Annotated in this window: 21 protein-coding genes; 5 read left to right on the top strand and 16 right to left on the bottom strand. The window is 41.0% G+C overall.

Annotation, left to right across the window (positions count from 1 at the left end; genetic code table 11):
- Positions 1–84: 84 nt before the first annotated feature.
- Entirely contained in the window at positions 85–1,692 is a 1,608-nt protein-coding gene (locus KI210_RS04150) for an Mbeg1-like protein (protein WP_212780640.1), read from the top strand.
- A gap of 44 nt (positions 1,693–1,736) precedes the next feature.
- Here the strand turns inward: KI210_RS04150 and yihA are convergent, their stop codons facing one another.
- The 7 genes from yihA to rpsO all read right to left on the bottom strand — a co-directional run bounded on the left by yihA (position 1,737) and on the right by rpsO (position 9,739).
- Positions 1,737–2,327, bottom strand: a complete 591-nt coding sequence (gene yihA, locus KI210_RS04145) for a ribosome biogenesis GTP-binding protein YihA/YsxC (RefSeq protein ID WP_212780639.1) — start codon at positions 2,325–2,327, stop codon at positions 1,737–1,739.
- Complete coding sequence (clpX, locus tag KI210_RS04140; protein ID WP_212780638.1) at positions 2,317–3,585, bottom strand: ATP-dependent Clp protease ATP-binding subunit ClpX; 1,269 nt, start codon at positions 3,583–3,585, stop codon at positions 2,317–2,319. The genes yihA and clpX overlap by 11 nt, the downstream gene beginning before the upstream one ends.
- 128 nt (positions 3,586–3,713) lie before the next feature.
- Positions 3,714–5,045 (bottom strand): trigger factor, encoded by a 1,332-nt coding sequence (gene tig, locus KI210_RS04135; RefSeq protein ID WP_212780637.1) that lies wholly within the window; start codon positions 5,043–5,045, stop codon positions 3,714–3,716.
- Between the two features lie 152 nt (positions 5,046–5,197).
- Positions 5,198–6,388, bottom strand: a complete 1,191-nt coding sequence (gene tuf / locus KI210_RS04130) for an elongation factor Tu (RefSeq protein WP_212780636.1) — start codon at positions 6,386–6,388, stop codon at positions 5,198–5,200.
- Positions 6,389–6,573: 185 nt separating this feature from the next.
- Entirely contained in the window at positions 6,574–7,401 is an 828-nt protein-coding gene (locus KI210_RS04125; protein WP_212780635.1) for a hypothetical protein, read from the bottom strand.
- Positions 7,402–7,413: 12 nt separating this feature from the next.
- A complete protein-coding gene (locus KI210_RS04120) occupies positions 7,414–9,300 on the bottom strand; it encodes a ribonuclease J (protein ID WP_212780634.1) in 1,887 nt (628 codons plus the stop codon).
- A 169-nt stretch (positions 9,301–9,469) separates the two neighbouring features.
- Positions 9,470–9,739: a 30S ribosomal protein S15 gene (gene rpsO, locus KI210_RS04115; RefSeq protein WP_212780633.1), complete on the bottom strand. Its 270-nt coding sequence runs from the start codon at positions 9,737–9,739 to the stop codon at positions 9,470–9,472.
- Positions 9,740–9,938: 199 nt separating this feature from the next.
- Between rpsO and rpsT the strand changes: the two genes are divergently transcribed.
- Entirely contained in the window at positions 9,939–10,190 is a 252-nt protein-coding gene (gene rpsT / locus KI210_RS04110; protein ID WP_212780632.1) for a 30S ribosomal protein S20, read from the top strand.
- A 48-nt stretch (positions 10,191–10,238) separates the two neighbouring features.
- On the opposite strand, the gene holA is transcribed toward rpsT, so the two are convergent.
- The 9 genes from holA to typA form a co-directional block, all read right to left on the bottom strand.
- On the bottom strand, positions 10,239–11,225 hold the full coding sequence (gene holA / locus KI210_RS04105; RefSeq protein ID WP_212780631.1) for a DNA polymerase III subunit delta: 987 nt from the start codon (positions 11,223–11,225) through the stop codon (positions 10,239–10,241).
- A complete protein-coding gene (locus KI210_RS04100; RefSeq protein WP_212780630.1) occupies positions 11,216–13,483 on the bottom strand; it encodes a DNA internalization-related competence protein ComEC/Rec2 in 2,268 nt (755 codons plus the stop codon). The genes holA and KI210_RS04100 overlap by 10 nt, the downstream gene beginning before the upstream one ends.
- Positions 13,452–14,147: a helix-hairpin-helix domain-containing protein gene (locus KI210_RS04095; RefSeq protein WP_212780629.1), complete on the bottom strand. Its 696-nt coding sequence runs from the start codon at positions 14,145–14,147 to the stop codon at positions 13,452–13,454. Before KI210_RS04095 ends, KI210_RS04100 begins: the two co-directional genes overlap by 32 nt.
- Before the next feature lie 82 nt (positions 14,148–14,229).
- A complete protein-coding gene (locus tag KI210_RS04090) occupies positions 14,230–15,279 on the bottom strand; it encodes a SepM family pheromone-processing serine protease (RefSeq protein WP_212780628.1) in 1,050 nt (349 codons plus the stop codon).
- Positions 15,272–15,763, bottom strand: coding sequence for a pantetheine-phosphate adenylyltransferase (gene coaD, locus KI210_RS04085; RefSeq protein WP_212780627.1), 492 nt, complete (start codon positions 15,761–15,763; stop codon positions 15,272–15,274). Before coaD ends, KI210_RS04090 begins: the two co-directional genes overlap by 8 nt.
- On the bottom strand, positions 15,763–16,314 hold the full coding sequence (rsmD, locus tag KI210_RS04080) for a 16S rRNA (guanine(966)-N(2))-methyltransferase RsmD (protein WP_212780626.1): 552 nt from the start codon (positions 16,312–16,314) through the stop codon (positions 15,763–15,765). Before rsmD ends, coaD begins: the two co-directional genes overlap by 1 nt.
- Positions 16,311–16,652, bottom strand: a complete 342-nt coding sequence (locus KI210_RS04075) for a DUF2129 domain-containing protein (protein WP_212780625.1) — start codon at positions 16,650–16,652, stop codon at positions 16,311–16,313. The genes rsmD and KI210_RS04075 overlap by 4 nt, the downstream gene beginning before the upstream one ends.
- Complete coding sequence (locus tag KI210_RS04070; RefSeq protein WP_212780624.1) at positions 16,649–17,830, bottom strand: FtsW/RodA/SpoVE family cell cycle protein; 1,182 nt, start codon at positions 17,828–17,830, stop codon at positions 16,649–16,651. The genes KI210_RS04075 and KI210_RS04070 overlap by 4 nt, the downstream gene beginning before the upstream one ends.
- 158 nt (positions 17,831–17,988) lie before the next feature.
- A complete protein-coding gene (gene typA / locus KI210_RS04065) occupies positions 17,989–19,833 on the bottom strand; it encodes a translational GTPase TypA (protein ID WP_212780623.1) in 1,845 nt (614 codons plus the stop codon).
- Between the two features lie 282 nt (positions 19,834–20,115).
- On the opposite strand from typA, the gene def reads away from it, so the two are divergent.
- The 3 genes from def to rnjA all read left to right on the top strand — a co-directional run bounded on the left by def (position 20,116) and on the right by rnjA (position 22,753).
- The gene (gene def / locus KI210_RS04060) at positions 20,116–20,670 is read left to right on the top strand and encodes a peptide deformylase (RefSeq protein ID WP_212780622.1); all 555 of its coding nucleotides are present in this window, start codon (positions 20,116–20,118) and stop codon (positions 20,668–20,670) included.
- A 177-nt stretch (positions 20,671–20,847) separates the two neighbouring features.
- Positions 20,848–21,084 carry a DNA-dependent RNA polymerase subunit epsilon gene (locus tag KI210_RS04055; RefSeq protein WP_212780621.1) on the top strand — a complete coding sequence of 79 codons (237 nt, stop codon included), beginning with the start codon at positions 20,848–20,850 and terminating at the stop codon, positions 21,082–21,084.
- Positions 21,074–22,753, top strand: a complete 1,680-nt coding sequence (gene rnjA / locus KI210_RS04050) for a ribonuclease J1 (protein ID WP_212780620.1) — start codon at positions 21,074–21,076, stop codon at positions 22,751–22,753. Before KI210_RS04055 ends, rnjA begins: the two co-directional genes overlap by 11 nt.
- Positions 22,754–22,864 lie beyond the last annotated feature (111 nt).

Here is a 22,864-nt window from a genome sequence, read left to right as displayed (position 1 = left end):
AAAAATAAACCATTTCTTCAAAATTTACTCAATCATTATGCTAGACCAGAATGTTAAAATTAAAGTGTAAAGGAAGTGATTAATTTGAGCGAAGACAATTCACTAACTTCATACTTAAAATGGCGTGGCGATATTGCACTTACCACCGCTCCTTTCAATGAAGCAGATGCGCTTGTTTTAGCTATGCTTTCTTACGTTGACTTTTCTGGCATTGTTCCTGATGATGGGCAGACAATGACTTTATTAGACGCTGGAAAAGCTTACTTTAATGGTCCAAATGCCGACCGAGATCATTTTACTTTTAGAAATTATCTTCAGGTCTTAATGGAATCTGATCGCTTTAATCAAGCGCAACTTTCTTATTATGTCAATATTTTAAATCAAGAGACACAGTTTTGTGCTCTAAAAATCACTTTGGATAATGGGCTTAATTACCTATCTTTTAGAGGAACTGATGACTCAATCGTAGGCTGGAAAGAGGATTTTGAAATTAGCTTCAAAGTTACCGCTGCCCAGCAACAAGCTCTAGCTTTTGTCAGCAAGATAATGGAACTTGACGACCAGCCCTACTACCTAGGCGGTCACTCTAAGGGTGGCAACTTGGCAGAATATGCAGCAATTAACGTTGACGATGAAAAAAGGAAACGTATTCAAAGCATTTTCACTTTTGACTCACCCGGAATTGCCTCTGAACTGGACAAGCCAGTCCCAAGTAATTATCTTAAAGAGCACCTAAAGCGTTATGTTCCAGAATTTAGCGTAATTGGTCGCTTGTTCGAACCACAGGCTCCTAGTGCCCAAATTGTTATTGCTAACCGTTCTGGACTGAGTCAACACGATGCTTTTAGCTGGCAAATTGAGGGCTCACACCTGGTAAAGATCAAACATCGAAATCCGCAGGCACGGATTTATAACGAGTTGATAAACCAATGGATTGGTGACGCTACTTTAGAAGAGCGGGAAAGTTTAACCAACGATCTGTTCTCAGCCCTGGCAGCTGGTGGGGCTGAAAAAATAACCGAATTGGACAAAAATGGCTTTGGGGGCTTTGGTGCGATTCTGTTTTCGTTTGCCAATTCTTCTCGCCGAACCCGTTTTGTTTTTGGTAGTCTGTTTTCATCAATTTGGAATACCCTAAAAAATCTTGAATTGTCGCGAGCCTTGCTGTCTCCTGGATCACGCATGGCTTGGGTCTTAATCTTGTTGGGGATTGTCTGCCTAACCTATCCTCAATATGCAATTAGAATTTTTGCCAGTATTGCAGCAATCGCTGCCCTCGTTTTTTGCTTCAATCGCATCTTAAGTACAGCAAATGCCAAGCTAAAACCTCAGCAAAAGCGATTCTTCATAAGCACCTACATGTTGATCTTTGGGCTTGCAATTGCCCTAATTTCCAATAATTACTTGCTTTTTATCTTGGCTCATTACTTCTTGGGAGTGGTGTTGCTGATCTATGCTTATGTAAAATTGCGGCAGACAATTTTATCAAAAACCTCAACCATTGGGATGCGCCTGCTTCTCGGAATTGAAACAATAGCGGCTTTTGGGATTGGGATTGTTATTATCATAAATCCTAATTACTTTACCCTAAAATCAATTGTTATCCTGGGAATTCTCCTAGTCGTATATGGCTTTTTCCGCCTTGCAGAAGAACTTTTCCGCTATCGCAAGCGACACCTCAAAAACAAATAAAAAGGCATTCATGCTGTCTGATAAACGCAGCACGAATGTCTTTTTTATTCTGAAACTTTATCTTCAATCCAATCGCCCAGTTCAGCTAAATGAAGTTTAGTAACTGAACTAAAGGTAAGCACCGTAACATTATCATGATTCAAATCGAGGTACTTGCCAAGACGCGACTGTACTTGCTGGACTTCATTTTTCTTGAGCTTATCCATTTTGGTGCATACAACCAAAATTGGCAAATTGAGCAGCAATGCATAATTGTACATGCTTATGTCATCTTTAGTTGGCTGGTGTCGAGCGTCAATTAATAAAATCAAACCACATAGATCTGCCCTAGTTTCCAAGTAGTCTTGAATCATTTCGCCAAATTGTTCCCGCTTTTTCTGGGAAACCTTGGCAAAACCGTACCCAGGAACATCAACCAAATAAAAAGCTTCATTGGCCAAATAAAAATTTAAGGTCTGAGTCTTTCCCGGTTGTGAAGATGTCCGGGCTAAATTTTTTCTACCCAAAAAGGTATTAATCAAACTTGATTTACCCACATTTGATCTGCCCGCAAGCGCGATTTCTGGCAGATCATCTTGGGGATACTGAGATTCTTTGACTGCACTCACAGCATATTTTGACTGTTTAATGATCATCGGCTGCAACCTGCCCTTGGTCGTCTTCGTGATAACGGATAATTTCTGGTTTGGCATTCTTGGTAATTACATCTTTGGTAATCTTAACCGCCTCAATATCTTCCTCACTAGGCGTACGATACATCGTATCCATTAAGGCATTTTCGATTATTGTCCGTAATCCACGAGCGCCCATATTACGTTCAATTGCCTCGTTAGCAATGGCTTTAAGAGCCTCTGTCGTGAACTTTAGTTCAACATGGTCTAAATCCATTAGCTTCTCATATTGCTTAACTAGAGCATCTTTAGGCTCGGTTAAAATCCGTACCAAATCAGCTTCAGTTAACTTATCTAATGTAGCAATAACTGGAATCCGCCCAATAAATTCAGGAATCAAACCAAATTTAACCAAATCACCGGTAGTTAAGTTCTTGGTCCATGCATCTCCATCAGCAGCCTGATAGCTTTGTTCTGCTCCAAAACCAATGGTTTTCTTCCCCATGCGATTCTTAACGATTCCTTCAATTCCGTCAAAGGCCCCACCAACGATAAATAAGATGTTAGTGGTATCAATTTGGATCATTTCTTGTTGTGGATGTTTCCGGCCACCTTGAGGCGGAACAGAAGCAATCGTGCCTTCCAAAATCTTTAAAAGTGATTGTTGAACGCCTTCACCTGAAACATCGCGAGTAATTGAGACATTTTCTGATTTCTTAGAAATCTTGTCAATTTCGTCGATATAAACAATGCCTCGTTCAGCCCGTTCAATGTCGAAATTAGCATTGCGCAATAATTTCAACAAAATATTTTCGACATCCTCACCTACATAGCCAGCTTCAGTTAAAGTGGTCGCATCTGCTATTGCAAATGGAACGTTTAGAATTCTCGCTAAAGTCTGAGCTAAATAGGTTTTACCTGAACCCGTAGGTCCTATCAGAGCAATGTTAGATTTCTTCAACTCAATTGAAGAGTCGAAATCCATCTGACTGATTCTCTTATAGTGATTATAAACAGCTACAGAAAGGACTTGTTTTGCCCGATCCTGACCGATCACATATTCATCCAATTGCTTTTTGATTTCCATTGGCTTTGGCAGTTCTGCCGCTTGCTCAATGGCATCAATTTGAATTTCATCTTGAATAATCTTTTTTGAGAGAGTCACACACTCGTCGCAAATATAAGCACCGTTATTGCCAGCGATCATCTTTTTAACTTGATCTTGGGTTTTACCGCAAAAAGAACATCTCGCTTGACGTGGGTCAATATATTGGGTTGCCATTCAAAGCTTCCTCCTTTTTCTCTAGAATTAAGGTTATCATATTTACTCGTAATAGGGAAAAATAAACTCTAAAAAGACAGAAAAAGACGACTGTTTCCAGCCGTCTTCTTCGTTATCGAGAAAAAGGATTACTTGTCTTCTGAGTCAGCAGCCTTTTCTTCTTCTTCGATCTTTGACTTAGCTACTTGCTTTGCATTGTCGGTTACTAAGTCCATAGCCTTGCGAACAACAATGTCGTGGCTCAACATATCATCAGTTAAGGTGTTGCGAACCATCTTTTCATCCATGTTGTATTCAGCAGCCAAATCCTTGATTTCTTGCTTAATTTCATCTTCAGAAGCAGTGAACTTTTCAGCTTCAGCAATTGCCTGCAATACCAAGTTGGTCTTTACACGTTCAGCTGCATTTTGTGAAAATTGTGCACGAAGTTGGTCTTCAGTAGTGTTGGTTAACTTGTAGTAAGTTTGAGGATCAATTCCTTGACGTTGCATGTTGCCCAAGTATTGGTTCATTTGGGTATCAACGTCTTCTTGAATCATAGCATCTGGAATTTCGTCAATCGTAGCATTCTTAACTGCAGCTTCAATAGCGGCTTGTTGAATGGCTTCTTCAGCAGCTGCGGTCTTTTGTTCCTTCAATTGCTTCTTGATCTTTTCCTTTAATTCATCAAGAGTTTCAACTGAATCATCAACGTCCTTGGCAAACTCGTCATCTAATTTAGGAAGTTCTTTTGACTTAACATCATGAATCTTAGTAGCAAAGTGTGCTTCCTTACCAGCAAGGTCCTTAGCACCGTAATCTTCTGGGAAGGTAACAACTACATCTACATCATCGCCAGCCTTGTGACCGATTAATTGATCTTCAAAGCCAGGAATAAAAGTATTTGAACCAAGTTCTAAGGAGTAGTTTTCAGCTGAGCCTCCGTCAAAAGCCTTACCATCAATGGTACCCTTGTAATCGATCGTTACAGTATCGCCTGATTCAGCCTTACCATCCTTTAAGACTAATTCGGCATTGCGTTGACGACGGCTTTCCAATTCAGCATCAATATCCTTAGCGTAAACACGAGTGTTTTGCTTAGGAACTTCTACGCCCTTGTAGTCGCCTAACTTAACTTCAGGTTCAACGCTAACAGTAGCCTTCATTGTCCAATCCTTGCCCTTATCCATTGAGACAGGTTCAATTCTTGGTTGACCTACAGCTGCGATCCCTGCTTCTTTAACAGCAGCGTCGTATGCGTTTGGCAAAACCAAGTTCAATGCGTCTTCGTAAAGAGCTTCTTCACCGTAGTATTGGTCAAAGATGACACGAGAAACGTGACCCTTTCTGAAGCCAGGTACACGCAAGTTCTTCTTAACTCGCTTAAAGGCTTGATCTAAACCTAATTTAATTTCATCTTTTGAAATATCAAAAGTAAGTTCACCGGAAGTCTTTCCGGTTTTTTCCCATTTAACAGACATTAATAAAATACCTCCAATGTCAAGTTTGAGTTTGCTACTTGCATACTAGCCTATAGTACCGTAAAGTTAGCAAAAACACAAATTTTAGATAAAAAAAGATGCCTTTCCTGAATAGGAAATGCATCTTTTTGTTAGCAATCTAAGCCGTTAGATTAGTCAAGGATTTCAGTAACTTGACCGGCACCAACAGTACGACCACCTTCACGAATAGTGAACTTGGTACCAACTTCGATGGCAGCTGGCTTGATCAACTTAACAGTGAATTCAGTGTTGTCACCAGGCATAACCATTTCAGTACCTTCTGGCAATTCGATTTCACCAGTGATATCAGTGGTGTGGAAGTAGAATTGTGGACGGTAGTCTGAGAAGAATGGAGTGTGACGACCACCTTCATCCTTGTTCAAAACATAAACTTGGCCCTTGAATTCTTCATGGGTTTGGATTGAACCAGGTGCAGCCAAAACTTGACCACGAACAACTTGGTCACGGTCAATACCACGAAGCAATACACCAACGTTGTCGCCGGCTTCACCTAAGTCAAGAGTCTTGTGGAACATTTCCAAACCAGTTACAACTGACTTAAGAACCTTGTCTACCAAACCAACGATTTCAACTTCATCGCCGACCTTAACAGTACCACGGTCGATACGGCCTGAAGCAACAGTACCACGACCAGTGATAGTGAAGACGTCTTCAACTGGCATCAAGAATGGCTTGTCAGTTTGACGTTCTGGAGTTGGGATGTATTCGTCAACAGTGTCCATCAACTTCATGATAACTTCTTGTTGTTCCTTGTCACCTTGTAAAGCCTTCAAAGCTGAACCACGGATAACTGGAACATCGTCACCAGGGTAGTCGTATTCTGAAAGCAAGTCACGTACTTCCATTTCAACCAAGTCTACCAATTCTGGGTCGTCAACAAGGTCGATCTTGTTCAAGAAGACAACGATGTATTCAACACCAACCTGACGAGCAAGCAAGATGTGTTCACGAGTTTGTGGCATAGGACCGTCAGTAGCAGCAACTACCAAGATCGCACCATCCATTTGTGCAGCACCAGTGATCATGTTCTTGATGTAGTCAGCGTGGCCTGGGGCGTCCATGTGAGCGTAGTGACGCTTTTCAGTTTCGTATTCAACGTGAGCAGTGTTGATAGTAATGCCACGTTCCTTTTCTTCTGGAGCAGCGTCGATTTCAGCATAGTCTTCAGCCTTAGCCAAACCCTTTGATGCCAAAACAGTAGTGATAGCCGCAGTTAAAGTGGTCTTACCGTGGTCAACGTGACCAATAGTACCAATGTTTACGTGTGGCTTAGTTCTAACGTAATGTTCTTTTTCTGCCATTAAAATGACCCTCCTGTAATTTTGCAAGAAGTCCGTTGAGATAAGTAACGGATAATTCTCTGTTGCTATTGTACTACTTTCACGGGCAAATGCCTAGTAAAATAAATGCTAATGCCTTGCTCAGTGAAAATATCCTCTGTTAATTATACCTAATTGCGAGCGGATGTAAACCAAAATGTGTAATTTTACAAATATTGATTTAACAAGCGCTGAAAGAGTTCTTCATGTTCTCCCGCACTAGTGTGCTTGACAGAACCTACGATATCCTTTGCAAAGGCTTTAGGATCTGTAACATAGTCTCCTAATTTGGGATACAAGGCGCCTAAAATGATGTTCGTAGAGGCGATAGCTAAAGCTTTATAACTTGGATCTTTCACTAACAACTTATTTACTTCAGCCAAGGTTTCCAAATAGAGTGGCTCTTGTAAAAAGTGAATCGTTTCTTTGGGGACAAAAGTAGTCGGCTGCCCGTCTACTAAGACGGAGAATTGCTCATCTAGACGAAGTTTGCTGCACTCTTCTATGAGGCTAATTCTTAAGGCAAACTCGGCTGTTGGATCCACCAAAGTTGCCCGCACAAAATTTTTAAAATTAGTTAACGACAATTTCAAAACTTGTGCATACGCTTCTTCTGTAATGTTTTTTTGACGCAGTTTTTTCATAATTTGTGATTGTGTGCGGTCATCAACTGCGACAATTTGATATTTTTGACAGATTTTTAAGTCAGTATTGGCTTCGATTTGCAAAGCCTCGATTAAGAAATTGTTTTTCGCTAATAGTTTAAAAAAGTAATCCTGATATTGGCTATCCAAGTAGTTTGGCATATGTTTGATTGCACTATAAGCTAACCAATAATTTCCCTGGCCTTCATAAAGTTTAGAGAGCTCAAATAAAAGTTTAGGATCTGTTTCCGTTCGCAGAGCTTCCTCTAAATATTTGATCGCTTGGTCGATGTTACCTGCGTCCTGACTTTCTCTGGCTAATTTTAATAAATTTTCACTACTTGTTGTCATTGAACCTTCTTCCTATTCATTATCAGTTTGTTTTTGAGTTTTCTTTGCAACCTGCTTTTTGACATTTTTTCCAGTGTGACCCTTTTTACTTACGGGACGCCGACTGCCTACTTTCCGCCCGCGGTTAGGGCGATTTGGCTTCTTAGTCTGTTTCTTATTTGCCGGCTTACTATTTTGGCCTTGGTTTTGTTCTTTTTTGGCCTCATTTTTCTGTTGAATCCGGTGACGATTTTGGTTTACTTCCATCACCACTGGCAAAACAACCGGACGCCGATTAGTCTGCTTGTAAAGGAACTTTTCCAAATCATTGCGAACATCTTGCTTCAATTCAGTCCAATCAAATTTTTTGTGTTCGAAATTGTTTTGAATTGCTTGCTTGATAACCTCAATGGCATCCTTCATCAACTGGCGGTTAGCTTTGATATAAACGAAGCCGCGACTTGTGACTTGTGGTTCAGCCACAATCTTCTTTTTCTTTCGGTCAATCGTGACTACGGCAATGAAAATTCCGTCGTCAGATAAGACTTCCCGGTCACGCAGGACAATATTGCCCACATCCCCTACGCCAGAACCGTCGATCATGATGTCTTCACCTGGCACCGGAGAAGTAAGATAAAAGCGCTTTTTCTTAGCGTCATATTCTAAACAATCGCCGTTTTTGGTGATAATCACATTCTCACGTTTCATGCCGGCTCTAATTGCTAGTTCCTTATGTACCTCCATCAGGCGATACTCGCCAATTACAGGAATGAGGAACTTAGGCTTCAAGGTGGAAACTAACAGTTGCAAGTCTCGTCCAGTAGCATGACCACTGGTGTGAACGTTCAATCCTAATTGAATCACGGTACCGCCTGCCCGATAAACCATGTCGCTCACTTGGGCAACCATGGTTTCTACCGCATGTGAAGGAGTCGTTGCAATAAAGACGAGGTCACCCTTTTCAATATTAATCATGCTGTGACGATTATTTGCCATTTTTTCCAAGGATTGAAGCGGTTCGCCCATTCGACCCGTTTCTAAAATGACCGTTTTTTCTTTAGGCGTAGTCTTCAGGTCCTTTACCCGCATCAGCAAGCCATCTGCTACTTCAAGATAGCCCAACTTCATTGCCGTACGAACAATCTTAGCTAAATCTCTCCCAGTGAGTAAAACCTTGCGTCCGGTAGCCTTGGCAGCATCTAAAACTTCTTGGACCCGATTTAAGTTAGATCCTTTAGCTGCCACAATTATCCGTCCTGGAGTATTTCTAAAGACATTCGTTACGTAATCAGCCACATCTTGTTCAGCCGCATTTGGAAAAGCTGCTTCCGCATTTGAAGAGTCAGCAAGAAGTGCCAGTACGCCTTTTTGTTCAATTTCTGCTAACCGATCCATATCAGTCCGATAATGCTCACTAGCAGTTGGATCGAACTTAAAGTCACCGGTATAAACAATTTCTCCGGCCGGAGTATGAATATCAATTCCTAAAGAATCAGGAATTGAGTGTGTGGTATGGAAAAATGAAACACTAGCATTTCTAAAATCAATCTCGGTTTCGGCATCGATTACATGGAAAAGTCCATTTTTCCGAGTTTTATTTTCTCTTTGAACTTCAATCTTAGCCAATTCAATCGTCAATTGTGAACCAAAAACCGGTATATCGTATTGCCGCAGGATATAAGGCAAAGCACCAATCGAATCGGCATGCCCATGAGTTAAGAAAATACCCGCTACCCGATCGCCATATTCAGCAAAAAAGTCTAAATCGGGAATCACTACATCAATCCCGAATAATGAGGAATCAGGGTATTTTAACCCTGCATCCAAAACAAAAATTTCGTCATTAACTTGCACCGCAAACATATCTTTGCCTTGTTCGCGGACGCCACTTACGATCATTAATCTAATTTTATCTGTCATTTTACTTCCTTTTCCTATGCTACTTACATTATCTGCATGTTTTTAAAACATATATGGATCAAAATTGATCACAACGAAAATAGTCTGAATTAATTTTAGCATAATGGAGCTACAGATAATAGAATAAAGAAAAAGGCCAGTCCATAAAATGGGCTGGTCTTCAAGCAAATTACCGACGCAAACCAAGCTTTGCAATTAAAGCACGGTAACGTTCAAGGTCAGTGTTTTGCAAGTAACGAAGCAAGTTACGACGGTGACCAATCTTCTTCAACAAACCAACGTATGAGTGGTGGTCATGCTTGTGTTGTCTCATGTGTTCAGTCAAGTTGTTAATGTCTTCAGTTAAAACTGCAACTTGAACTTCTACTGAACCGGTATCGCCTTCGTGAGTTGCGTATTCCTTGATTAATTCGTTCTTTCTTGCCTTTGAAATTGACATAAATTTCACCTTTCATGTAAAAAATTGCCATTAACAACGTCTACCGCTAGGTGTCGCGAGTAAACAGCGTTAGTGGTTCACAACATTTATTATGATACAGGGCTCTTTTTTAAAAAGCAAGTATATTTTGCCTTGCATCAATAATTCTTATTAAGTATAATGTTTGAGTAAAACTATGATCAATTGGAGGTGAAACAAGATGCCACAAATCAAATCAGCTATCAAGCGTGTTAAGACTCAAAACGAACGTGGTGAACGCAACTCAGCACAATTAAGCAAAATGCGGACTGCTGTTAAGAAGTACAAGCAAGCTGCTGCTGCCGGTGCTGACAACGCCTCCGAATTACATGTTGCTGCTGTTAGCGCATTGGACAAGGCTGCTGCTAAGGGTCTTATTCATAAGAACAAGGCTAACCGTGACAAGGCGCGTTTAGCAAAACTCGCTAAGTAATGTTGGGTTAAAGAAAAAGGCCGAGAACAATTTAGTTCTCGGCTTTTTTTATACGCTTAAAAGAAACATCTTCAAAAATTCTTCGCTGCGGTAGGTACCATTTTTATATTTGTATTCTAATTCAATTGCAGCTGCTAAAACCTTTTCTAAAGTTTCAAGCGAACTACGATTTTTCATTGCTAATTTTACCCGATAAGGATGAACCCCAAGTTCTTTAACAATTTGGGCCTCGCTTCTTCCCCGCTTTTGCAAGAGTTTTGTTAAGGTCAAAAGTTCAATTTGATTTTCAAAAACCGCCAAAAGCTGAATGGGATTGGAACCATATCGCAATTGATCCTCCAAACGGGTCATTGCCTCTTGATAGCGATGCTGCATCGCACTTTCCAGAATAGCAAAAATATTTTGATCCAATGACAAGTCAACATTAGCAGCAACCAATTCTTCAGTTAGCTGATGATCAGGTGCCGCCACCTTTAACTTGTTAAAATTGCTGATTACCGTGTCCAGAACTTGGTCGCTGCGTTCTACCAGCAAAGTTAAGGCTGAATTGGAAATATTATAACCTTCAGCTTTGATTATTGCTTTACCGACTGCCCCAACTTCATAGGGCTTAATAATGGGTTCAACCATATTAAAATGTTGAATAATTGTCTTGACCAGCTTTTTCCGCCGATCAATTTTTTCATACGACGCTACCAAAATAACCGTATCAGTTAGAGCTTCAGCCTGACTAAAAATTTTTAACAACTGTTGTAATTGGCGGTCATATTTCTTAGCAACCTTACTTGTCAAAAAAAACGGCTTTTTGACAATAATTATCTTCTCCGTGCTAAAAATGCTGGACTCACTCAATGTTCTGATTAGGTTATCCAGGCCGTCCAGCTCGCAATCGACAATTTCATGATCCAAATCACGGTAGCGCTCATCCTGCAGTAAATCGTTTGCTAAATAATCATTCAAAAATTCATCTGGCCCACAAATCAAGGTTTGCGGATTTTGCTGATTAGAATTTTTAAATAAAGATATCAATGCCATCGCCAATCACCCTTTAGATAACTTCTGAAATAAGTCTGTCCTAGACCATAATACCAGCTAATCATACCACAGTCTTGAGTTGAGACCCACGGGATCGCCAAGTTCTTTAAAGTTGTGATGGTTTCTGGGTGCGGATGACCAAAGCGATTTTGTCGCCCAGCTGAAATGAAACACAGTTTTGGCTGCAATTTTTGCATAAAATCCGGATCAGTAGAGGTTTTGCTCCCATGGTGACCTAATTTAAAATAGTCCACCTGGAAGTTATACCGTTCCATAATTGCTTTTTCACCGGCTTGTGGCAGATCCCCTGTGAAAAGCCAGTTTTTTCCAGCCAAATTAAATAATAACGACAGCGAATCTTCGTTTTTCCCGCTCCCAGGTGTGAAAGGATAAACAATTTTGAAGGGAATTTTTTCGTTAACCTTCATCCCTGCTAAGACTTCAATTTTCTCCGTATTTTGAGCGTAACTTAGCCGCTTCACAAATGATGGATTGTTTAGCATCCCCTGGCCTACATACAACCTTTTTACTTTTATTTGTTTCATCAAAGGAGCCAAATCTCCTACATGATCCGCATCTTGATGTGATAAAAAGATCGCATCAAGTTGATCGATTCCCTGCGCCCGTAAAAAAGGAATGGTGATGGCATTAACTTGGGGTTCAGTCTTTTTACCAGAAAAGTTTACTTTTCCTCCCACATCAATCAGGTAGCTTTTTCGAATAAAAGGCGTAGTAATTAGAATGCTGTCTCCTTGACCAACATCAATCAAAGTAACCTGACCATAAGGAGGAAAATGAATCCAAAGATAAAAGGCTAAGTAGCAAACCACGATCAGCGACCATAGTTTTTTCCGCTGAACCGCAAAACTACCGCTATTAGTCAAAATTAGTGCACCAGCTGTAAGAATTATTAGTCCAAGACATTGCCACCAGCTTAACATGCCAAAATTTAATAGCCCCCATGAGCTTTCTGCCAGCCACCCAATCCATTTTTCAACCAGACCCAAAACGCCGTTAAATAGACCCGCTACTTGAATCCAAGGACTAATCAGTAAATTCAAATAAACCATCGGCATGACCAAGAAATCAAAATAAAGGGCTATTGGCAGGTTAAACAACACCGTCAAGATATTAATTTGGTAGTAGCTAGTTAAAAGGATCGGCCATAAGAGTATATTTAATCCAAAAGATTGCCAAAGTTTGGGCAGGTTATTGGTTAAATGCAGGCCCAAGGCAGCCAAATAACTCAATTGCGCACCGGTATTTTGAAATAAACGGGGAAAGCAAATTAAGTGCAGCAAACAGACCATGCCCAAAAGGTCAACCCCGGCTATTTTTATCTGCAGCAATTTAAGTAGTCTCCCAATCACGAAAACCCCACTGGCGCGCACAAAACCGGGTTGAAAGTCAGATAGCAAGATTCCAACGGCTAAAAATAGGCTGCAGATTGCTAAAGTTTCCCCTTCGGTTAATTTAAGCCAGAAGCAAATAAGACTAATAACCAAGGTATAAAGCAACACGTGCTGTCCCGAAATGCTTAGAAGATGAATTACACCCAAATTGCGATAATTATTTAAGACATCTTTACTATTAACTCCACTAGGCTCAGCCAGAATCAATTCACTCGTAAAAAATCCCAGTGGGAACGGTAATTGCTCACACCAGTTTAGAAATTTGGCTCGAACTTGATGCCAAGAACTAGCTAAGGAAGGCGGGGCTTTAGTTAATTTAAAAGCCTTTAATTTTATTCTACGACTGATTCCCTGACCAGCATAATATTTTCGATAATCAAATTGGCCCAGATTAGTAGCCGGCATAATCTCCTCAATCGTTCCACTAGTCGGCAGCAACCTACAGGAATTTTGCAGCAGTTTTTGCTGATCGTTAGTAATGTTCCCGGAAACTAAAACTTTGCCTTTTTTTCCATTAGCAACCCCAGAAAACCAATTATCTTTAATTTTTATTTGATCAGGATAAATTACTAGTTCTTGGACCTCCGCCAAACTTTTTGGTTGATAAACGGAATCTGCTATTTTTATCCGAATTAAAAAAATAAAAAACAGACAAATTAGTATTTTCCAGGGAAATTTATGTCCATAAAAAGCGATCAATAACGCCAATAAAGCTATTGCGACAATTTTTTGAGCATTTGTTTGGGCTTGAAAATACCAAAAGCTAAAGGTCGTTAAAATTAAAGCGAGTAATAATAACCAGCCTGGAGCATTCCTAGACAGCCAATTGGTCTTTAAGACTGGCAAAAGTTTTCTCCCCAATTCCAGAAACTTGCATTAAATCTTCAATTTTCTTAAAACCGCCATTTTGTTCGCGATAAGCAATAATTTGTTCTGCTCTTTTTTCTCCAACACCGCTTAGTTTTTGCAAATCACTCACGCTTGCAGTATTTAAGTTGATTTTTTCACCGCTTTGATTACTGCCGCTAGTAGGACTATTTGAACTACTTGAACTACTCAAAGAACCGGTGTTTTCCGGATTGCTGGCAAGTTGATTAGCAACCTTTTCCCCTTTAAATGGTATATACAGTTTATCTTGATCGTTTAGCAATTGTGCTCGATTAATTGCCTTAATTTGCGCACGTTGGCTCAAACCTCCGGCTGCTTCAATTGCATCCGCCAGTCTTGCCCCGGTATGCAGGGTATAAACGCCGCCATGCTTAACTGCACCGGAGATGTCGATAGTCACTTTTGAACTCGAACTTGCCTTAGTTGAACTAACGGCAGCACCACTTGCGCTAACGCTACTGATTTGGGCAGATGAACTGGTTAGGGCCGGTAAAGCATCATTGCCGGTTTCTTTTCCTTTAAAATTAAAACAGACCAAAGCTATTGCCCCAACGCCAATAACCAGTGCCAATAACCGATTGGTCCGAAGTAAATTGGTTATCTTATCTATTATTTTTTGCATAAAATACCTCCAAAAAGTAAATACGCAAAAAAGGATGTAAATTCACCTGAATCTACATCCTTTACTTTTTCTTAATATTTAATTATTGATAGTGCTTGGCAAGATAGTTTAGTGCGTCATCAACATTAGCAACTGGCACTATCTTCATCTTGGTTTTGATTTTCTTAGCTGTTCGCTTAGCTTCAGCGTAATTTGTTTGACTCTTCTTCTTGAGTCCGGTCATATCAGTTGGTGCAAAGAAAACTTCGCACCCAGCCTTGCTGGCGGCGACCACTTTCTTGTCGACCCCGCCAATAATCCCTACTTTGCCATTAGCCGCAATCGTTCCTGTACCAGCCACCTTATGACCTTTAGTCAAGTTTTTACCAGTAAAGACTTGGTAGCATTCCAAAGTAAACATTAAGCCTGCTGAAGGACCGCCAATGTCACCAGCATTAATAGTCACCTTCGGACTTGTTTTAACTTTCACCCGTTCAACTAGAGAAATGCCAATACCAGGCTTGTTTGTTCCTTTAACTTTGACGATTTTTCCAGAATAAGTCTTTTTTTGCTGATTACGAATTATTTGAATGGTTACTTTTGAACCCAATTTACGGCTCTGCAAATATTTCATTAAGGCTTCTTGCGATTTGAAATGGTGGCCATTTGCTCCGACAATGGTATCACCGATTTGCAGCTTGCCCTTAAAGCTGGAGGTATTCTGTACCCCCATCACGTATACCCCGTAGTAAGATAATTTGGGCTTCAGGCCGGCTTTTTTAGCAGCTGTATAAATAGCATTTTGTTGACTGGTTTCCATGTACCATTCCTGCAGCTCTTCATACTGACTGCTGGTTTGGCCACCCAGTAATTCTTTAGCAGATATCCGTTCATCAAATTCTTGAGTATAACTCCACAAATACTGCGCCAGAGTGGCCGGTCGAGCGGTCATGCTCACAGTAACCAAATATAAATTGTTGGGTGCTTTCTTTTTGCTTTTGATAAATTGGCCCACTTGAAAAGCATTTCCTGGCGTTTCCAAGTAATAGTTAGTAGGCCACAAGGCAACGATTGCTACCAGCACAATCGCAGCCAGGGCAATTAACCATTTTTTTAAACGCCCATGGTTTTTGGTTATTTTCTCTTTAGTCATCTATTCGCCCCATTTTCTCCTTCAGTGCTTTGGCAGCCTGACTAGGTAAAAATTGCTCAACTGGGCCGCCAAATTTGGCCACTTCCTTAATCATGCTCGATGCCACAAAACTATTTTTCGGATCAGTAAACAAAATCACTGTCGTCAGATCAGGAGCCAATTCGCGGTTAATGCCAGCAATTTGCTGTTCGTATAAAAAATCCGTACTATTTCTAACGCCGCGAACAATTGCACCAGCGCCCAGTTCATGTGCCAGGTCTACTGTTAATTGCTCTGGCCTAGCAAGAACCGTAACGTTAGCAAGATTGCTGCTGGCATCGGCAATAAAGGCTTTTCGCTCTTCAACTGAAAATAGATAGTGCTTTTGACTGTTGGTCATCGCTACCACATATAAATGATCAAAAAGCTTGCTAGCCTGTTTGATCACTGTCAGATGCCCCAAAGTAATGGGATCAAAACTGCCAGGAAATAATGCTGTCGCCATTAAACGTCCTTTCGATAAAATCTTACAATGGTTTTGCCCAGATGATGAGTTTTGCTTAAGGAATAACCAGTTGGCGTCGCAATGTCTGTATGGTCATCTGTTTCAGCCACAATCAAAGCATGATCATTTAAGAGTTCCAGCTGTAGCAGTTTGGTCATATCCTTCACAATTTGTTGCTTGGCATAAGGCGGATCTAAGAAAACCAAATCAAATTTGGCTTGTTGGGTTGCCAGGTATTTTAAAGCCGCTTGACTATTCATATGCAAAACGTCAAATCGTGCCTCATCCCGGGTTAAGGCCACATTTTTCTTAATGATCTCAATTGCTCCGCGATTAATGTCATTAATTACTGCTCGCTCATAACCACGAGAAACAGCTTCAATTCCCAAAGCCCCGCTTCCTCCATATAAATCTAAGACGCACCCGCCTTGGAAGAATTGGCCCATGGAGTTAAATAGCGATTCTTTGACCTTATCGCTGGTTGGCCGAGTTACCCGACTTTTTAAGGTAAATAAGTTTCTTTTAGCATATTTTCCGGCGATTATTCTCAAGCTTGTTCCCCCAGATTTCGATCATTTTCAGCTAGCTTTGCTTCAGCTGCCGCAGCCATTTGCGTAATTTGCGCTTCAATATAGCTACTATCCAAATTAACGTCCTCGGTATTCGACTTTTCAGCTTTTAGGACAAAACCAAGCCGCTCTAACTCGGTTATTTTATGGTCTGCTTCAGCTTTATTTACATAAATCACACAGTAGCCAAGTTTTTTGGAAAAATAAACAATATCTCCAAAAGACCGCAAACGAAATTGGTCGCTGCTGGTACGCAGATAAACAATTAAAGCGGTACGTTCGGCAAAACCGTTTTCTCCCAGTTCCGTATTGATACTCATAAGACGCTGGCAGCCTCCTCTTGTTTCTTTCTTTCATTCGCTGAAATGTTAAGAACTAGGCCAATCCCGGCAGATAAAACCACCACCGATGACCCACCATAGGAAATAAACGGCAAGGTGACCCCAGTAATCGGCAGGAGTCCAATCACTGCCCCAATATTAAAAATACATTCCATTAGGATAATAGTAGCTACCCCGAAACAAACCAAAGAATTGAATTGACTGATTGCGTGAACGCCTACTTCCATAATGGACCAGATCAAGTAAAAGAGCTGCCCTACAACAATACAAGCCCCCACAATACCAAGTTCTTCAGCAATAATGCTCAGGATGAAATCAGTATATGGTTCTGGCAAGTAGCCTCGCTTTTGAACGCTATTGCCCAGACCCACGCCGAACAAACCACCATTATGGATGGCATAGTAAGAATTTACTAGCTGGGCTCCACCTTTTTTCTCCAGTTCAAAAGGATGCAAAAAGCTCATGATTCGTTGATACTGGTAGGATTTTTGCAGAAAACTCGGATTCCACTTAACCAGCAAAAAGAATATTCCCAAAACAGCCAATAAAACGCCTAATATCCACCAAACTGCAATTTTTGTTGGAACCCCGCAAGTGGCAAACATGACCAAAGTAATCATGAATAAGATTGCTGTACCACCGATATCTGGTTCAACAACCACCAAGGCCATCATAAATACCGAAACGATTGCTGGATTTATTAGGCTCTCAAAAATTGTTCCTGGTGCAATTTTGCCATCGCGTCTTTCTAACAAAAAGGCTAAATATAAGACCAAGCCCAATTTAGCAAACTCAAGCGGCTGAATATTTATCGGGCCGAGGTCAATCCAGCCGACCGCCCCATTGATCGCGGCCGCGTTTCCTTTAAAAATCCTTTTGAAAACCAACAAAATTAACATAGCAAAGCACAGGTATAGGAACGGAAAGACAAACTTCCGATTTTGAAAGTTTGATAACTTGCTAGCAAAAACGAAACAAGCCACTCCCACCGCAAATACATCAAACTCGGCTTGTTTAACGCCATAAGCTGATGCTTTTAAACCATTTAGCAGCAGAATATCAGAGCTCGCTGAATAAACCATCACCCATCCAAAGACCAATAAAATCAGATAAGGGACGAGGATTTGATAGTTTAAGTAATGTAGTTTTTTTCTCACTTTCTTTGCCCCTTTAAGAGTTAATATCTTGTTTATTATAGCCCATATCGTCCTTTTTCGACAATTTAGGCCTTAAATCTTATAGGATTTGAAAAAATTTTCTAATGAATAAAAAACGACTCTCCTTGCAAGGCAAGGGAAGTCGTTAAAAATTGCGATTAATTAGCGCGGTTACGCTTCTTATCAAATTTTTGCCGTTCAGACGTATTCAAAATCTTTTTACGCAAACGAATTGATTCTGGAGTTACTTCACAATATTCGTCATCATTCAAGAATTCGATTGCTTCTTCCAAAGTCATGGTCTTTGGGGTCTTAATAGCAGCGGCATGGTCTTTACCAGCAGCACGCGTGTTAGTTAAGTTCTTACCCTTAGTAACATTAACGGCAATATCACGTTCACGAGAGGATTGACCGACAATCATCCCTTCATAAACTTCAACACCCGCTCCAATGAACAAGACCCCACGTTGTTCAACAGATTGTAGTGAGTAGGTCGTTGATTGACCTTGGTTGATTGAAACCAAAGCACCGTTCCGCCGACCTGGTTGCCAGTTCTTCACAACTGGCTTGTAGGAATCGAAGGTGTGGTTCATAATCCCATAACCAGCGGTTTGAGACATAAATTCATTGTTGTAACCAATCAACCCACGTGAAGGAACTAGGAAAGTCAAACGGGTTTGACCATTGCCGGTTGATTCCATATTTTGCATTTCGCCCTTACGTTGTGACAATGAGTCAATTACTGAACCAACGTATTCATCTGGGGTATCAACTTGCACAGCTTCATATGGTTCACACATTTCGCCGTCGATTTCACGATAGATAACCTTAGGACGAGAAAGTTGCAATTCAAAACCTTCACGACGCAATTCTTCAACTAAAATTGACAGGTGCAATTCACCACGACCAGAAACTGTCCATGCGTTAAGTTGGTCAGTTGGTTCGACCTTTAATGAAACGTCGGTCCGGGTTTGACGGATCAACCGGTCTTCCAATTTCTTAGGAGTAACTTGATCGCCTTCCCGGCCAGCAAACGGTGAATCGTTAGCAATAAAGTCCATTTGCAGAGTTGGTGGATCAATCTTCAACAATGGCAAAGCTTCTGGGTTTTCCGCTGAAGCAATCGTTTCACCAACAAAGATGTCGTTGATCCCTGAAATGGCAATAATATCGCCCGCTTTTGCTTCCTTGATTTCATTACGCTTCAAACCAAAGTAACCAAATAATTTAGTTACCCGGAAGTTTTGCGTTGAGCCATCACGCTTCATCACAGTAATGTTATCGCCAACTTTTACCTTGCCTCGGTAAACCCGGCCAACACCAATTCGACCTACATAGTCGTCCCAGTCAAGCATGGTAATTTGGAACTGTAAAGGTTCATCTTCGTTATCGAGCGGAGCAGGAATATTCTTAATAATGGTGTCAAAAATTGGATCCATGGTCTCTTCTTGCTTAGCCGGATCATCGTCGTAAGATGAAGTTCCGTTTAAAGCAGATGCATAAACAACTGGGAAGTCAAGTTGTTCGTCATTAGCACCAAGTTCGATGAAGAGTTCAAGCACTTCGTCAAGTACTTCTGCTGGCCGAGCACCTGGGCGGTCAATCTTATTGATCACTACAATTGGCTTAACTCCAGCTTCTAAGGCCTTTTTCAAAACAAACCGGGTCTGAGGCATGGTTCCTTCATAGGCATCAACCAAGAGCAAGCAGCCGTCAACCATGTGCATGATCCGTTCTACTTCCCCACCAAAGTCGGCGTGCCCTGGGGTATCCAAAATGTTGATCGTAGTACCCTTATATCTAACAGCAGTATTCTTAGACAAAATGGTAATGCCACGTTCACGTTCGATATCATTTGAATCCATTGCCCGATCTTCCAGATTCATATGTTCTGGCAGCGTATCAGACTGCTTCAGCAATTGGTTAACCAAAGTGGTTTTACCGTGGTCAACGTGGGCAATAATAGCAATATTTCTAATATCGTCTCTTCTTTTTTCTGACAAAAGTATTCCTCCCGACTCCTCAATAAAAAAACTGTGACCGCGTCACAGTTTCGGTAACGCGTTAGCGCCTTATCGAAGTGCATAGTTTTGGTATATTACGTTTTATGATTTTACCACCACTCGTTATGCCGGTCAATCTAAAAGCCTGGTTTAATAGGATTTTCGCCTAGTTCCTGGAAACCTTTTGAGATAAACATTGCAACCGCTTTTTTAGACAAATTGCCTATTTTTATGGTAAAAATAATATTGCAATATATTTAACCTATTAAAGGAGCGTTCAAATTGATTTTGATGAAAGATATCACGCGTGAAGGTAATCCTGTTTTGCGACGCGTGGCCGATGAATTAACTTTTCCTCTTAGCGATCATTATCGCAAATTAGCTGATGACATGATGGAATACTTAGTCAACTCACAAGACCCCAAGATTGCTGAAAAGCATCAACTGCGTGCCGGCGTTGGCTTAGCTGCCCCACAGGTTGGCGAAGGCGTGGCCATGTGCAGTCTTTTGGTGCCAAACGACAAGGGCGAAATTATCTTTAAAGACACTTTTGTCAACCCGAAAGTAATTTCCCAATCTGTTAGAATGACTTGCCTGAGCGAAGGCGAAGGCTGCTTAAGCGTTGACCGCGTAATTGATGGTTATGTTCCTCGCCCATATAAGACGACAATTCGTTTCTATACGCTTGAAGGTGAAGAAAAAACCATTCGCTTAAAGGGTTATCCTGCAATCGTAGCTTCACATGAAATTGATCACCTGAATGGCCATCTGTTTTTTGACCGCATCAATAAGCAGGATCCATTTCATCTAGATGACGATACGGTGGTTATCTCGTAAAAATCAAAATATAAATGGTTAAGGCACCTGGTAAGTTTTAAATAAACTCCTAACAGGTGCCCTTTTTATACACTTGAATTTTTATTTATGGTAAACTTTTTATTAGCTGTTGAATCATCTCATGATTCACAATTTGAGATCGTTTAAAAATTAAATAATTAAGGAGATTCATATTCTATGATCTACAAAGTTTTGTACCAAAAAGACAAGATCGTCAACCCTCGTAGAGAGACTACCCAAACTCTTTACATGGAAGCTGACAGTATGGTCGAAGCACGTACCTTAGTTGAGGACAATACCCCCTACAACATTGAATTGATCCAAGAACTAACTGGTAACTCTTTAGCTTACGAAAAAGAACACGCTGATTTTAAGTTAACAGCGTTTGACAAGAAGCAAGACAGTGCGGATTAAAAAAGATGAAGTTGCCGTTTTCGCCATCGGGGGTTTGCACGAAATCGGCAAAAATATGTATTGTGTCCAATACCGTGATGAAATTGTTATCATGGACTGCGGAATCAAGTTCCCAGAAGACGACTTGCTGGGAATCAATTATGTGATCAGCGATTATTCATACCTCGTAAAGAATCGCTCCAAAATCAAGGCTCTGGTGATTAGCCACGGCCACGAAGATCATATTGGCGGGATTCCCTTCTTGCTAGAAAAAATCCCAGAAATTCCAGTTTATGCTACGCCATTTGCCCTATCTTTAATTAAGGGTAAGCTAGATGAACACGGCCTGTTGCGGACAACCGAGCTGCACGAGGAACACGAAGATACGGTTTTAAAGTTTAACCATTTGAGCGTTACTTTCTTTAGAACTACCCACTCTATTCCAGATACTCTTGGAATTGCGGTGCATACGCCATTGGGTGCAGTGGTCTTTACGGGAGATTTCAAGTTTGACTTAACTCCGGTAATGAATCAACCAGCGCCAGATTTCCAAAGAATGGCTAAGATTGGTGATGAAGGCGTCCTTGCTTTATTGTCAGATTCAACTAATGCTGAGGTGTCGGCTTTTACTAAGTCTGAACGCTTTGTCGCTAATTCTTTGCATAATATTATCACCGGGATCAAGGGTCGGATAATTTTCGCAACTTTTGCGTCTAATTTATACCGGGTATCGACTGCCATTCAAGCTGCGATTGATACTGGTAGAAAAGTTGCCATTTTTGGTCGCAGCATGGAAAACGGCGTACAAAATGGTATTGATCTTGGTTATCTTCATGTACCAAAGGATCTAATTGTTGATGCTGATGAAATTAACCGCACCCCACCGGAAAAAGCCATGATTCTATGTACTGGTTCCCAAGGTGAGCCATTAGCCGCCCTTTCGCGGATTGCTAACGGCACTCACCGCCAAATCAGCCTACAGCCTGGAGATACGGTAATCTTTTCATCAAATCCAATTCCCGGCAACACTCTGAGCGTTAACCACTTAATTAACAAACTGATGGAAGGTGGCGCCCACGTTATCCATGGTCGAGTAAACAATGTTCATACCTCTGGCCATGGCGGTCAAGAAGAATTGAAGATGATGGTGCGGCTGGCAAAGCCAAAATACATGATTCCTGTTCACGGCGAGTATCGCATGCAGGTTATTCATACGCAACTCGCACAAGCGGCTGGCGTTCCTGCTGAAAATACTTTTGTTCTGGAAAATGGTGAGGTTGTCTGCTTTAGCGAAGCTGGATCAAGAATTGCTGGCCACATCCCTGCCGGCGATGTTTATGTTGATACTTCAGGAACTGCTGATGTTGGCAACGTTGTCGTTCATGATCGGCAAGTCCTCTCTGAAGAAGGTTTAGTAGTTGCCGTAGCAACTGTTGACTATAAGCATAAACGCGTTTTAGCGGGACCAGACATCTTAAGTCGTGGATTTGTTTATATGCGTGAATCAACCGACCTGATTGCAGCAGCCCAAAAACACGTTTATCATGTTCTCCGCAATGAAATGAACAAGCCGGAGAAGCCAAAGGATGCTGAAATACGCAAGGCAATCGTTGATAATTTGTCAGATTTCCTTTATTCAAAGACTGAACGAAGACCGATGATTTTACCAATGATTGTTGAAAAGAAATAGAAATAAAAGAGGCTCTTTGTCAAATCCTGTTGATAAGGGTTGATATGAGCTTGAATTGAAGATCCGTATAGTATTAGTTTAGATACTATATGGATCTTTTTCTGTTACCAC

Origin of the sequence: Lactobacillus corticis, from assembly GCF_018327645.1 — a bacterium.
In the GTDB taxonomy this organism is placed as follows: Bacteria; Bacillota; Bacilli; order Lactobacillales; family Lactobacillaceae; genus Lactobacillus; species Lactobacillus corticis.
The sequence above is the reverse complement of the archived record's forward strand: the minus strand, read 5'-3'. Positions and strand labels throughout refer to the sequence as shown.